We start from the raw sequence: 13,727 nt of genomic DNA on the forward strand, positions 1-13,727 counted from the left end.
AGCATCGGATGTGGGTGCTCACACAGGACGGGGGTCGTGTGCACGCATGATGCAACAGCGAGCGTCGGACCATCGGCCGTACTTCTTCCTCAGTTACGCGCACACACCGGGGTACGGCGGTGGAACGGACCCCGATATGTGGGTCGAGCGCCTTTTCCAGGATCTCTGCGGCCACGTGATGGCCCTGACCGATCTCCCCGCGGGCACACCCGCCGGGTTCATGGACCGTGAGATACGCTCCGGCGAGGGCTGGTCGGAACGGCTCGGCGGAGTGCTCGCCACCTGCCGGGTCTTCGTACCGCTGTTCTCGCCGCGCTACTTCGCCAGCGAGATGTGCGGGAAGGAGTGGTACGCCTTCGAGCAGCGGGCGATCCACCACCGCGCCCGCTCCAACCAACCCGCCGAGGCGATCGTCCCGGCGCTCTGGGTGCCGGTGCCGCCCAGCCAGTTACCGGGATCCGCCGAACGACTCCAGTTCAACCACCGGGACTTCGGGGAACGGTACGTCAGTGACGGGCTCTACGGCCTGATCAAGCTCCGGCTCTTCGCCCAGGAATACGAACGGGCCGTCTACGAACTGGCCAAGCGCATCGTCAGCGTCGCCGACACCGTGGCGATCGACACCGGACGCCCCGTCGACTACCGCCTCGCCCCCAGTGCCTTCGGGTCCCGCAGCAGCGGCGCGGGGGCGCCGAAACCGATGCGGATCACCGTCGCCGCGCCCACCCGCCACGATCTCCCGCACGGGCGCGACAGGGCCTACTACGGCGACAACCCGCAGGACTGGAACCCCTACCATCCGGCGGCAGCCCGCCCCCTGGCCTACGTGGCCGAGGAGCTCGTCCGCTCGCTCAACTACCAGGCCGTGATCAGCTCGTTCGACGAGGAGCCCGGGCAGGCCGGGGAGAAGGGAACGCCCCTCACGCCGGAGATCCTCATCCTCGACCGATGGGCGCTCCAGGACGAGGACCGCCGTCGAAGACTCGCCGCCTTCGACACGCAGAACAGGCCCTGGGTGACGCTGGTCGTGCCGTGGAACCGGGACGACCCCGAGAGCACGGCCGCCGAGGCGGAGCTCACCGCGATCCTCGAACAGACCATGCCCGTCAAGATGAGCCAGGGGCGCGCCTTCTGCCGCGTCGCCGCCAAAGGAGTGCCCAGCATGGAGGCGTTCGGCCAGATCCTGCCGCAGGTCGTCGAAGTGGCCGCGCAGCAATACCTGCGCAACGCGACCGCCTACCCGCCCGGCACGGGCGGCGGACACAGTGAACGCACCCGACTGATGGGGCCCATGGGCAACACGCAGTTCATACCCGACACGCTCGACCCCGGGACGCAAGCGGAGGACGTATGACAGCCGGTCGTGACGGGCGGATCGTCACTTTCTACTCGTACAAGGGGGGCACGGGGCGCACCATGGCCCTGGCCAACACCGCCTGGATCCTGGCCGCCAACGGCAAGCGGGTGCTGGCCGTCGACTGGGACCTGGAGGCACCGGGCCTGCACCGGTTCTTCCACCCCTTCCTCGACCCCTCGACCCTCGGCGCCACCACCGGTGTCATCGACCTCATCACCGACTACGCCTGGGCCGCCACCAACCCCGTGCAGCGCCCCGACGACTGGCACCGCGACTACGCGCGCATCCAGCAGCACGCCGTCTCCCTGACACCGGAGACGCTCGGCTGGGAGTTCCCCCGGGGAGGCACCCTCGACTTCGTCTCCGCCGGGCGCCAGAACCGTGAGTACTCCGCAGCCGTCTCCACGTTCGACTGGGACAACTTCTACGACCGGCTCGGTGGCGGGAACTTCTTCGACGCCCTGCGCGACGACATGAAGGCCAACTACGACTACGTCCTCATCGACAGCCGTACCGGCCTCAGTGACATCGCCGACATCTGCACCGTCCACCTCCCCGACGTGCTGGTGGACTGCTTCACCCTCAGCGACCAGTCCATCGACGGTGCCGCCTCGGTGGCCCGCCAGATAGCCGAGCGCTACACCGGCCGGCCGATCGCCATCTACCCCGTGCCGATGCGCATCGACGAGGGGGAGAAGGAGAAGGCCGACGCGGGACGGGCGCTCGCCCGCTTCAAGTTCGACCGGTTGCCGCGCAACCTGTCCGGTGACGAACTCACCGCCTACTGGGGCGCGGTGGAGATTCCGTACCGGCCCTACTACGCGTACGAGGAGACACTCGCGACCTTCGGCGACGAGGCCGGCCTCTCCAACTCGCTGCTCTCCGCCTTCGAACGGCTCGTGACGGTCGTCACCGAGCAGGAGGTCACCGCCATGCCGCCGGTCGCGGAGGACGTCCGGTTGCGCATCCGCGACGCCTTCACCCGGCGCAGGCCCGCTCTCCCCGCCGACATCTTCCTCAACTACGTCGCCGAGAACCGGATGTGGGCGGACTGGATCGAGTCCGTCCTCACCCGGGCCGGCTTCCGCGTCGTGCCGCGCGACGTCTCCACCGAGCGCGAGGACCGGGAACCGGCCGCCACCCTGCCGGAGACCGCCGCCCGCACCGTGGTGCTGCTCTCCAGCGCCTACCTCAAATCCCAGCGCGCCACCGACCTGTGGCAGCGGGCCACCACCGAGGACCAGGGCGGCGGCCGGCGCCAGATCCTGTTCCGCGTCGGAGACGTCCGGCTCTCCTCCTCCTACATCGACCGCAACCCGGTGGACCTCTTCCGGCTCGACGAGGTCCACGCCGTGGCCGCCCTGCTGCGCGCGCTGGACCGCCCGGCGCAGCTCGTGGACGGGACGGCCCCCGGCCCGCGCTTCCCCGGTACGGTCCCGAAGATCTGGAACGCGCCCCCGCGCAACTCCGGCTTCACCGGCCGGTCCCTGGTGCTGGAGCGCATGCGCGACCAACTCGGCGGCGGACTGGCCGTGGTGCTGCCCCAGCCGCAGACCCTCTACGGCCTCGGCGGCGTCGGCAAGACCCAGGTGGCGCTGGAGTACGTGCACCGCTTCATGGCCGACTACGACCTGGTGTGGTGGATCTCCGCCGAGCAGACCGACGACGTGGTCGCCGGTCTCGCGGAGCTCGCCGCCCGGCTCGGCGCGCAGGGCGGTGACGACATGGCGGCGGCGTCCATGGAGGCGATCGACCTGCTGCGGCGCGGGGTGCCCTCGGACCGGTGGTTGCTGGTCTTCGACAACGCGGACGACCCGGAACGGATCAGGCGCTACTTCCCGCAGGGCGGCTCCGGGCACATCCTCGTGACGTCGCGGAACCAGACCTGGTCCCAGCACGGCGACGCGCTGCCCGTCGACGTCTTCCTGCGGGAGGAGTCCATCGAACACCTCCGGCGCCGGGCCCCCGGTCTCAGCGACGATGACGCCGCGCGGGTGGCCACGGCCGTCGGCGACCTGCCGCTCGCCGTCGAACAGGCCGCGGCCTGGATCGCGGAGACGGCGACCCCCGTCGACACCTACCTCGACCAGCTCGCGGACCAGGCCGCCCAGGTGCTCTCCCTCAACCAGCCCGCCGGCTACCCGGAACCCGTCGCCGCCACCTGGAACGTCTCCATCCAGCGGCTCAGGGAACGGTCCCCCGCGGCGGTGCGCCTGCTCCAGCTCTGCGCCTTCTTCGCCCCCGAGCCGATCAACGCGAACCTGCTCTACAGCAAGGAGATGATCGAGGCGCTCAAGCCGTACGACTCCTCCCTCCAGGAGAAGCTCGTCCTCGGCAGGGTCATCCGGGAGATCGGCCGCTTCGCGCTCGCCAAGGTCGACCAGGTCTCCAACTCGATCCAGGTGCACCGGCTGGTGCAGGCCGTCATCAAGGCGCAGCTCAGCGAGGAGGAGCAGCGCGAGGCCCGGCACGTGGTCCACCGCGTCCTGGCGGGCGCCCGGCCGGACGACGACGAGCCGATCGACAACCCGGAGAACTGGGCGCGGTTCGCCACCATCTGGCCGCACCTGGGCCCGTCCGGGGCGCGCCACTGCGGGGAGCCGGAGACCCGCAGGCTGCTGATCGACCGTGTCCGCTACCTCTGGAAGCGCGGCGACGTCCGCACGGCGGGCGCACTGAGCGCCGAACTCCGTTCCACCTGGGCACAGTCGCTGGGGAAGGACGACATCCAGTACCTCTACCTCTGCTTCCACGTCTCCAACATCCTGCGCACCAGAGGGCGTTACGTGGAGGCGAAGGAGCTCGACGAGATCACGCTCCAGCGGCAGCGCGACATCCTGGGGCCGGAGCACCCGCACACCTACATGACGACCAGCAGCCTGGGGACCGACCTCGGCATGCTCGGCGAGTACGGCCGGGCGATCGAGCTGGCCACCGAGGCCCGGGACGGCTTCAGCCAGATCTTCCACGACGCACACCCCCGTACGCTCGCGGCGGCCAACAACCTCGCGCTCAACCTGCGGCTGATCGGGCAGTACTCCCGGGCCCGGGAGATCGACCAGGAGGTGTACGACCGGCGCAGCGAAGTACTCGGTCCGGAGCACCCCTACAGCCTCCAGTCGGGGCAGAACCTGGCGCGCGACCTCCGGGACGTGGGCCGGTACGAGGACTCGGTCGCCCTTCTGAGCCGCGTCTACGACAGCCTCAAGCGGACTCTCGGCCCCTCCTTCCCCGGGACGCTCTCCGCCGCCAAGGCGCTCGCGGTGGCGCTGCGGAGGGCGGGGCAGCTGGAGGACGCCCGCCGGCTGACGCTGGCCACCCGTGCCAGGTACCGGGCGAAGTACACCTCGGCCAACCCGGAGTCGCTCGCCTGCGACCTGAACCTGGCGGCCGACTTCTACGCGATCGGTGAAGCGGGCCAGGCGAGGGAGACGGCGAGCGAGGTGGTCGAGCAGTACCTGCTGGTGCCGGGGGAGAAGCACCCGTACACCCTGGCCGCGCAGAACAACCTCGCGGTCTACCAGCTCGGTTCGGGAGGCGCGGAGGAGTCGGCCAGGACGCTGCGGCGGGTCGTCGACCTGATGCGGGAGCTCTTCGGGCGGGATCACCCGCACACCCTCTTCTGCGTGATGAACCTCGCCAACGCCACCGCGGCGCTCGGGGATCCGGAGCTGGTGCTGGAGACGGAGCAGCTCGTCGCCGGGCAGCTCAGTCAGGCTCTCGGGGCGCAGCACCCGGAGACGCTCGCCATGGTGGGGAACATGGCGGTGACGCTGGACGAGCTCGGCCGTCGCGACGAGGCCCAGCAGCTGCGGACGAGGATCGTCACCGAGCTGGCACGCCAGCTCGGTGACGACCATCCGATGACGCGGATAGCGCGTGACGAGCGGAGGTTCGAGCGGGAGCTGGAGCCCATCCAGGTGTGAGCGCGAGGAAGGGGGCCGCCGGTCCGGCGGCCCCCTTCCGTACGGCCGGACGGCCGTCCCGGCGAGCGTCAGTTCACCGAGCCCACCTCCACCGCGCGGTCGTCCAGGAGCCAGCTCAGTACACGCGGGAGCACCGACAGGGCGTCGAAGTGCGCCGCTCCCGGTTCCAGCACCGTCGTCGCGCCGGGAATCCGGTCGCCCAGCCAACGGGAGTGGCCGACGGGTGAGAAGACGTCCTTCTCGCCGTGCCAGAGCATCACCGGGCAGGTGATGTCGGCCGGGTCGAAGCCCCAGGGCCGGCTGAACGCCAGGGCGTCGTCGATCCAGCCGTACGCCGAAGTCCGCAGGCCCTCGCTGTAGTTGCGCAGCAGCATCGAGCGGATGCCCGCGTCGTTCACCACCACCCGGTCGGAGTCGGTGAGTTCGCGGCGCAGGTCGTCCAGGAGCCTGACCGGGTCGACCCGGATCTCGGCGGAGCGGACGATGAAGGACGCCGTGAGGCTGTCCGGGTCGGCCGCCGCCGTGGAGTACGCCAGCACGTTGGAGGCGGCCATCCCGTCGAACCAGTCGAGCCCGGGGGCGTCCCAGGGAGCCAGGGTCACCAGGGCGGCCGCCCGGGTCACCCGGTCGGGCATCAGCGCCGCGCAGGCCAGCGCGTGCGGTGCGCCGCCGGAGCGGCCCACCACGGCGAACCGCTCCAGGCCGAGGGCGTCGGCGATGGCCCGTACGTCCTCCACCACATCGCTCACCCGGCGGCCCGGGTGCCGGTCGGACTCGCCGTAGCCGGGGCGGTCGTAGGTGATGAGCTGGGTCTGGCGCTGGTACATGACCATGCCGCGCGGAGCCGGTCCGAGCCTGCTGCCCGGGGTTCCGTGCAGCAGGAAGACGGGTCTTCCGCGCAGATCCCCCTGTCGTTCCACGATCAGGTGACGTCCGTCCGCCACGCGCACCCGATTGCCCACCCGTACCTCCTCAGGTCCCCCGGCCGGCCCGGGCAGGGGGTGCCCGGTGCGTGCCGCCTTTTCGATGATGAACCATCAAAGGCGTTGTGTGCACTACCTGTTGGGGGTGAAGCGGGGTCACACGGTGTGCGCGCCCCCTGGTGGGGTGCCCGGGGCTTCGGGTGTGCCGCTGCCGGGCGCCGGGCGTGACGCGACAGGGCTCCCGTCCGGCCCGTGCCGCAGGGAGAGGAGCATGGTCAGGGCCGTACCACCCACCGCCCACGCGGAGAGGACCAGCAGGGAGCCGGTGACCGCGTTGCCCCGGAAGTAGGCGATCGAGCGGGCGACCCAGGTGCCCGCGCCCGGGGGCAGGGCCGGGCCGATCGCCCGCCAGAAGTCCGGCAGCATCGGCAGCGGGAAGGCACCGCCCGCGCTCGGGTTGCCCGCGATCACGATGACGAGGACGGCCAGTCCGATGCCGACGATGCCGGTCAGCGCCTGCAGGGCGAGGGTGATCATGCCGGTGGCGAAGACGACCAGCGCGCCCAGCCCCGCCAGTCCCCACAGGCTTCCGGGCAGCGCGCCGAGGACGGGGCCGACGATGATCGCGCCGCCGATGCCGCCCAGCACCGAGTAGACCGCCATGACCAGGGTGCGGATGAGTGCGCGCTGCGGATTGGCGGGCCGGGACCCCGCGCTGATCGCGAGGATCGACGCGCAGAGGTACCCGCCCACGCACCAGCCGACGACCAGGTAGAACGACGAGAGCCCGTCGAAGTCGTCCGAGGAGGCCGGAGCCACGTCCACGGCCCGTACGGTGCGCTGCTGCTGGGCCATGAAGCCGGTGGTGATCTTCTCCAGGGAGGTGGCGAGCGCGGAACCTCCGCCGGAGGCGACGAGCACGGTGTCGGTCGTACCGGAGGGGCTCACCACCAGGGCGCCGTCGATCTCGCGGTTCATGATCTGCCGGCGGGCCTCGGCGGCGTCGTCGAGGGCGCGCGGGTCCAGCGGGCCGCCCGGAAGCTCGTCCAGTCCGGTGATCAGCTGCTGGGACACCTGCGGCGGAGCCACGACTCCGAAGGGGACGTCGGTCGCCTTCGGCTTGTGCAGGGCACCCACGTAGGAGGCGATGAAGAGCAGTTGCAGGACCAGCACGCCGAGGACGAGCAGAGCGGCGCGGGGAGTGACGGCTCGTTTGGCCTCGCCGGCGAAGTTCATGCCTCCACGCTCGGGGCGGCCGGCGCATCGCGCAGTCAGGGCGGGCCGAATGGCGCAAGGGGTGGGTGGATCACGCGGCGGGCGGCCGGGAGTGCGGCCGGGGCCGGGGCCGGAGCGAGGCTCGCGGGCCGTACGGCCCCGGCGCCGAAGCGGCGGCGGGCCCGGTCCGCGGCTGCTTCGGCGGCGCGGGACCGGTCGTCGACGGGGTCCAGCGAGAGCTGGCGCGGGGCGTCCTCGGCGGGTGAGAGCCCGTCCGCGCGCAGCGTGTAGGCGCGTACCCGCGCGCGCTGCAGGCCGAGCGCGTCCAGCAGACCCAGGGCCGTGGCGGCGAGGAGCGGGGAGTGGCCGGTGGGTTCGGGGGAGGTACGGGTCCGGGTACTGGACGTCCGGTCGGCGTACCGCACGGTGAGGGTGAGGCGGCCGGCGACCTGCCGACCGGCACGCAGCCGCCGGCCGATGCGCTCGGCGAGCCCCAGGACGGCGCGGTGGTGCTGGTCGGGATCGAGGCAGTCCCGGTCGAGCACCCGGTCGACCGACAGATGGGCGGCCGGTTCCCGCGGGACGACCGGACGGGGATCGCGGCCGTGCGCGCGTTCGGCGAGCAGCCGGGCGGGACCGGCGCCGAGCAGGCGCTGGAGGGTCAGCGGGGGCAGGTCGGCGACCTGGCCGATGGTGTGGACGCCGTGCCGCCCGAGCGTGGTCGCCGTGGCGCGGCCGATGCCGGGCAGTGCGGCGACCGGGCGGGGGCGCAGCCACGCCTCCGGCCGGTCCCCGGGGACCTCGGTGATGCGCCCCGGTCCGGACGCGTCGGCCGCCATGGCGGCCAGCATGCGGTTGCCCGCGAGCCCCGCGCCGCACTCGATCCCGTACAGGGCGAGCAGCCGGATCATGACCAGGTGGACCAGGTCGTACGCGTCCACGCCGAAGTAGCGCAGCGCCGAGGTGAGGTCCAGCTGGACGGCGTCGGGCGGTACCGCCTGGACGTGCGGGGTGATGCCGGACATCAGCTCGACGACGTCGGCGTACCGCCCCTCGTCCACGACGGTGTGCAGACGCAGGTGGGCGATGTGGCGGCGGCCCGTCCGAGAGTTCGTCACCCCGCGCTCCCCGGACTGGTGTGGCCGAGCTTGCGCAGATCGGCGGAGCGGCTGCCGGCCGGCTGGAGGTCGGCGTACGGGTGCAGCCGGGCGCCCGAGGTGCCGTTGGCGAGGGTGCGCCCCGGCTGCGCGGGCGTCGGGTGCGGGCGCTCGCCGCCCAGGAGCGCGAGGGCGGCGGCGGGACCCTCGTCCCGGCGGGCCGCCGCGATCCGGTCCAGGTCCCAGGCCATGGTGCCGACCACGGAACGCCGTGAGCCGCGGACCTGCACGGTGCCGCGCACCAGCAGCAGCCCGCTGTGGAAGACGGTGTGCGCGCACGCCGGGTGGGAGTCCTCGAAGAAGACCAGGTCGACCATGCCCGAACCGTCCTCCAGGGTGACGAAGATGATGCGCTTGCCGCTGGCGATCGGCGGGGTCTGCGTGGAGGCCCGTACGCCGGCGACGAGGACCTGCTGCCCCTCGCGCACGTCGGCGAGGTGGGTGGCGTCCGTGGCGCCGATCTCCCGCAACAGCCGGTGGTGGTGCTCCATCAGGTGCCGGGACACGTCGATGCCCAGTGTGTTCAGCTCGGCGTCCAGCGCCTCGCGGCCGCTCATCTCCGGCAGGCCGCTCGGCTCCGCCCCGTCCGCCGCCCCCGTGTGGAGAGCGAGCTGCCCGTCACCGGCGGAGCGGGTACGGGACTGCCGGTGCAGTTCCGCGATGTGCAGCAGCAGGTCCCGCCGGGTCAGGCGGCCGTCGCCGAGCCCGTCGAACGCGCCGATCTCGGCCAGGCGTTCGGCCAGCGGCCGGCTGGGGCGGGCCCGCTGCCAGAAGTCCGACAGCGAGTCGTAGGGCCGGCCGGCCTCGATCCGGGCGCTCTCCTCCTCGGTGATGCCGCGTACCGAGGAGAGCGCGAGCCGCACCCCCCACCGCTCGTCGTCGGTCCGCTCGACCCCGTACCCGGTACCGGAACGGTTGACGTCCACGGGCAGGACGGGCACACCCCGGCGGCGGGCGTCGGCGACGATGACGCGCCGGGGCCACATCCCGGGGTCGTGTTCGAGCAGCCCGGCGAGGAGGAACGCCGGGAAGTGCGCCTTCAGCCAGGCGCTCTGCAAGGCGGGCACGGCGAAGGCCACCGCGTGCGCGCGGCAGAAACCGTAGGCGCCGAACGCCTCCACCGTCGCCCACACCTTCGCGCGGACCTCGGGGTCGTACCCCCGGGCCGACGCGAGGTCGTGGAACCACTTCCTGATGGCGGGCAGCCGCTCCCTCTCCCCGAGCGCCCGGCGGGCCACCTCGGCCATCGCCCGGTCGCAGCCGGTCATCACGGACAGGGTCTCGATGATCTGCTCGTGCCAGATGGTCACGCCGTAGGTGTCGCGGAGCACCGGTTCGAGGTCCGGGTGGGCGTAGGCGGGGGCCTTGCCGTGCCGTGCGGCGACGTACCGCTCGGGCATGCCGCCGGCGACCGGCCCGGGACGGAAGAGGCTGATGTCGGCGATGACGTCCTGCGGGTTGCGGGGCTGGAGACGGGAGAGCAGGTCCTGCTGGCCGGGCGACTCGAGCTGGAAGAGCCCGATCGTCTCGCTCTGCTGGATGAGTTTGAACGCGAAGACGTCGTCGAGCGGTACCTGCCCGGGGTCGTCCAGGACGATCCGGTCGCCGGTGGCGCGCTCGATCTCGTCGACGGCGTGGGCCATCGCGGACTGCATCCGGACCCCGAGCACGTCGAGCTTGATGTTGCCCAGCGCCTCGACCTCCTCCTTCGCGGCCATGGCCATGGGGTAGTCGCCCTGCGGAGTGGGCTGCACCGGCAGCCGGTCCAGCAGGGTCGCGTCGCTGATGATCACGCCGCACGGGTGCATGGCCATCCCGTGCACCAGGGAGTCGAGCCCTTCGGCGAGCTCCCACAGGGGCCCGTACCGCTTCGCCTCCGACGCCAGCCCGCGCAGCTCCGGCAGCTCCGCGAGGGCGCTGGTGATGTCCGAGGCCCGCAGGTGCGGGAAGCTCTTGGCGACCCGGTCGACCTCGTCCGGCGCGATGCCCAGCGCCAGACCGGTGTCCCGCAGCGCCCGGCGCGCCCGGTAGGTCTCGGGCATCGCGGTGACCGCGACCCGTTCCTTGCCGAACCGGGCGAAGATCGCGTCGTAGCACTCCAGTCGCCGCGCCGACTCCACGTCGATGTCGATGTCCGGGAGCGAACGCCGCCGCTCGCTGAGGAAGCGTTCGAACAGCAGCCGGTGCTCCAGTGGGTTGGCGGTGGCGATGTCCAGGGCGTGGCAGACCATCGAGCCCGCCCCGGAGCCCCGGGCCGCGACCCGGATGCCCAGCTCCCGGATGTCCGCCACCACCTGGCCGACGGCGAGGAAGTACGAGTCGTACCCCAGCCGGGAGATCACCCCGAGTTCCGTCTCCAGCCGTTCCCGGGCGGCCGGATCGCGGTCCAGGCCCCGGCGGACCAGGCCCGCCTCGGAGCGTTCGCGCAGCAGCCGGGCGGCGCCCCCGACATCCGGTCCGGCGCCGAACAGGGACGCCTCGGGGAAGTGCCGCTCACCCAGCCCGAGGTCCGCCCCGGGGTCGAGGACGCACCCGGCGGCCGTCGCGGCGGTGTCCGCCAGAAGGCGGCGCGCCCGGCGGTCGTCGAGCCCGGCGGACGCGGCGATCATGCGGGCGACGGCCACCATGGCGCCCTCGCCCTTGAGCCACCGCTGTCCGCTGTCCAGCCGGCGCCGGTCGACGGGGCGCAGCAGCCGCGCCGCGTCCAGCACGTCGGCCAGCCGGTGCTGGGCCGGGTCGGCGTAACGGACCGCGTTGGAGAGCACGGCGGTGACGCCGGTACGGTCGGCCAGCGCCAGCGTACGGGCGGCCAGCCGCAGCGACCCCGGGCCCGTACCGGCCCGCTGGAACGCCACGGTCTCCAGCCGCAGCCCGGTCCCGAAGATCTGCCGCCACGGCGCCAGCAGCTTCACCGCGACGTCCTCGCGGCCCGCCGCCAACGCACGTACCGGCTCCGACTGCGGGCCGAGCAGCACGGTCAGACCGGGGCCGCCGTGCTCACGCAGCGCGGCCCACGGCACCACCGGCGCCGTACCGGACAACGCGTCGGCGTGCGCCGCCGACGTGATGCGGCAGAGCCGGGCCCAGCCGGCCCGGTCCTGGGCGAGCAGCACGACGCGCAAGGGCGGTTCCACGACATGGGCGCCGCCGCGCGCCGGGGTACGGAGCCGCTGCGCCGGCGGCGGCGGGGCGAGGGCCTCCACCGCCAGGTCGATGCCGAAGACGGGCCGTACCCCCTCCTGGGCGCACGCCCGAGCGAATCGAACAGCGCCGGTCACGGTGGACCGGTCGGTGAGTGCCAGCTCCGCCATGCCGAGCTCGGCCGCCCGGCGCGCGAGGTGCTCGGGGTGGGCGGCGCCGTAGCGGGCGGAGTAACCGGACGCGACGTGCAGATGGGCGAAGCCCGCCATGCCGCACCTCCATCCCGCCACCCCATTTCCGACCTTTGCCCGATACGTTCCTCGTACGTTCGTTCGATTACCTTAACTCCATCGCCCCAGGTCGGCGAGCGGACGGCACCCCCTCCGGTGCGGATGCGGGCCCGCGTGGAGTGGTGCGGCGAGATGGCGGGCCGTCACTCCCGCACGACGGCCCGGCACTTGGGTGGCGAGGTCCGTTCGGGAGCCCTTTTGTGAGGGGGCGCATGACCTTCGCCACCTGTCGCGGGGTGGCGTTCGACCCCGGTCGCGTGCAGTGGCGGGTGTGGGTGAAGCACGCCCCGGCAACGGCGTGGAGCCGGCCGTTCGCGCTGTGTGAAAGCAGGCGTGGAACGGCGGGGCGGGGCGGGCGCGGGCGTGGAGGGGGCCGTACGGAACGCACCTGTCGACCGACACCGATCGGGGGCGGCCGGGGGCGGCGGGAGGGGCCGATCCGACGGGAGCGCACGGGTGGGAGCGGCGGGAGCGGCCGATCCGACGACGGGAGCGCACGGTGGGGGCGGCCCGCGTCCGGTGCTCCCCTCGTCGGCCCGCCGGGGCCGCGCCCTCACCTCCTGAGGGTGATGAAGGGGGATGGGCGTCGCACCCCGACTCCCCGTCCGGGGGCGGAGCAGTTTTTACCGACGCGTAACTTCCCTCGCGGATCCACCCCTGCGTAAGTTGGCATGAGCACGTAAAGCTTGTGGTCCGGGCCACAGGGCGAACCCCCACATCGCAACTCCCTGAGCCGCAAGGAGATCCCACGATGCTGCCCTGGACCCGTACACCGAGAGCTCCGCGTGCGCGGAGAACCCTCGCCGCGCTGCTCCTCGCCGTCGCCGCCCTCGCCGGCCCCTCGGTGGCCGCCGCCTCGGCCGCCCCCTCCGCCGGCGGGGCCGCTGCCGCCACCAGCGGCTGGAACGACTACTCCTGCAAGCCCTCCGCCGCCCATCCCCGTCCGGTGGTCCTCGTCCACGGAACCTTCGGGAACTCCGTCGACAACTGGATCGTCCTCGCGCCCTATCTGGTGGCCCGGGGGTACTGCGTCTTCTCCCTCGACTACGGACAGCTCCCCGGCGTACCGGTCTTCAACGGCCTCGGCCCCATCGACCGCTCGGCCGCCCAGCTCAGCACCTTCGTCGACAAGGTGCTCGCCGCCACCGGCAAGGCGAAGGCCGACCTCGTCGGGCACTCGCAGGGCGGCATGATGCCGAACTACTACCTGAAGTTCCTCGGCGGCGCCGCCAAGGTGAACGCGCTCGTCGCTCTCGCCCCCGACAACCACGGCACCACCCTCCTCGGGCTGACCAACCTGCTGCCCTACTTCCCCGGCGCCGCGTCCCTGCTGACCGCCGCCACCCCCGGCCTCGCCGACCAGGTGGCCGGATCGCCCTTCGTCACCAAGCTGAACTCCGTCCCCGACACCGTGGCCGGAGTGCACTACACCGTCATCTCGACCCGGTACGACGAGGTGGTCACCCCCTACCGCACCCAGTACCTCAGCGGTGCGAACGTGCGCAACGTCCTGCTCCAGGACCTGTGCGCGGTCGACGTCTCCGAGCACGTCGCCATCGGTACGGTCGACAGGATCGCCTTCCACGAAGTGGCCAACGCGCTCGACCCGGTGCACGCCACCCCGACGAACTGCGCCTCCGCGCTCAGCTGAACGATCCCCGGCCGGCGGCGTTCCGTACGGTGACGGCGCGGCCGGTGACGGCGCGGACGGCCGGCAG

General features: G+C 72.5%; 7 protein-coding genes. 3 read left to right on the forward strand and 4 right to left on the reverse strand.

The window, feature by feature from the left end:
• The first annotated feature begins 46 nt into the window (after positions 1–46).
• Together PZB77_RS25575 and fxsT are read left to right on the forward strand one after the other, a co-directional pair.
• Positions 47–1,354 carry a TIR-like protein FxsC gene (locus tag PZB77_RS25575; RefSeq protein ID WP_327269966.1) on the forward strand — a complete coding sequence of 436 codons (1,308 nt, stop codon included), beginning with the start codon at positions 47–49 and terminating at the stop codon, positions 1,352–1,354.
• Positions 1,351–5,283: an FxSxx-COOH system tetratricopeptide repeat protein gene (fxsT, locus tag PZB77_RS25580; protein ID WP_275494970.1), complete on the forward strand. Its 3,933-nt coding sequence runs from the start codon at positions 1,351–1,353 to the stop codon at positions 5,281–5,283. The genes PZB77_RS25575 and fxsT overlap by 4 nt, the downstream gene beginning before the upstream one ends.
• Before the next feature lie 68 nt (positions 5,284–5,351).
• Here fxsT and PZB77_RS25585 read toward each other — a convergent pair whose 3' ends face one another.
• The 4 genes from PZB77_RS25585 to dnaE all read right to left on the reverse strand — a co-directional run bounded on the left by PZB77_RS25585 (position 5,352) and on the right by dnaE (position 11,988).
• The gene (locus PZB77_RS25585) at positions 5,352–6,245 is read right to left on the reverse strand and encodes an alpha/beta hydrolase (RefSeq protein ID WP_275494971.1); all 894 of its coding nucleotides are present in this window, start codon (positions 6,243–6,245) and stop codon (positions 5,352–5,354) included.
• Positions 6,246–6,362: 117 nt separating this feature from the next.
• Positions 6,363–7,442, reverse strand: a complete 1,080-nt coding sequence (locus PZB77_RS25590) for a DUF3533 domain-containing protein (RefSeq protein ID WP_275494972.1) — start codon at positions 7,440–7,442, stop codon at positions 6,363–6,365.
• Positions 7,443–7,477: 35 nt separating this feature from the next.
• Positions 7,478–8,539, reverse strand: a complete 1,062-nt coding sequence (locus tag PZB77_RS25595; RefSeq protein ID WP_275494973.1) for an ImpB/MucB/SamB family protein — start codon at positions 8,537–8,539, stop codon at positions 7,478–7,480.
• Positions 8,536–11,988: a DNA polymerase III subunit alpha gene (gene dnaE, locus PZB77_RS25600; protein ID WP_275494974.1), complete on the reverse strand. Its 3,453-nt coding sequence runs from the start codon at positions 11,986–11,988 to the stop codon at positions 8,536–8,538. The genes PZB77_RS25595 and dnaE overlap by 4 nt, the downstream gene beginning before the upstream one ends.
• Positions 11,989–12,760: 772 nt before the next feature.
• Here dnaE and PZB77_RS25605 point away from each other — a divergent pair.
• Positions 12,761–13,660: an alpha/beta fold hydrolase gene (locus tag PZB77_RS25605; protein WP_275494975.1), complete on the forward strand. Its 900-nt coding sequence runs from the start codon at positions 12,761–12,763 to the stop codon at positions 13,658–13,660.
• Positions 13,661–13,727: the final 67 nt, after the last annotated feature.

It is taken from the genome of Streptomyces sp. AM 2-1-1, from assembly GCF_029167645.1.
Lineage (GTDB): Bacteria > Actinomycetota > Actinomycetes > Streptomycetales > Streptomycetaceae > Streptomyces.

Bases quoted from the DNA above. Each gene is read 5' to 3' on its own strand.
- PZB77_RS25575 (WP_327269966.1), top strand. From the start codon at position 47: ATGATGCAACAGCGAGCGTCGGACCATCGGCCGTACTTCTTCCTCAGT.
- fxsT (WP_275494970.1), top strand. From the start codon at position 1,351: ATGACAGCCGGTCGTGACGGGCGGATCGTCACTTTCTACTCGTACAAG.
- PZB77_RS25590 (WP_275494972.1), bottom strand. From the start codon at position 7,442: ATGAACTTCGCCGGCGAGGCCAAACGAGCCGTCACTCCCCGCGCCGCT.
- dnaE (WP_275494974.1), bottom strand. From the start codon at position 11,988: ATGGCGGGCTTCGCCCATCTGCACGTCGCGTCCGGTTACTCCGCCCGC.
- PZB77_RS25605 (WP_275494975.1), top strand. From the start codon at position 12,761: ATGCTGCCCTGGACCCGTACACCGAGAGCTCCGCGTGCGCGGAGAACC.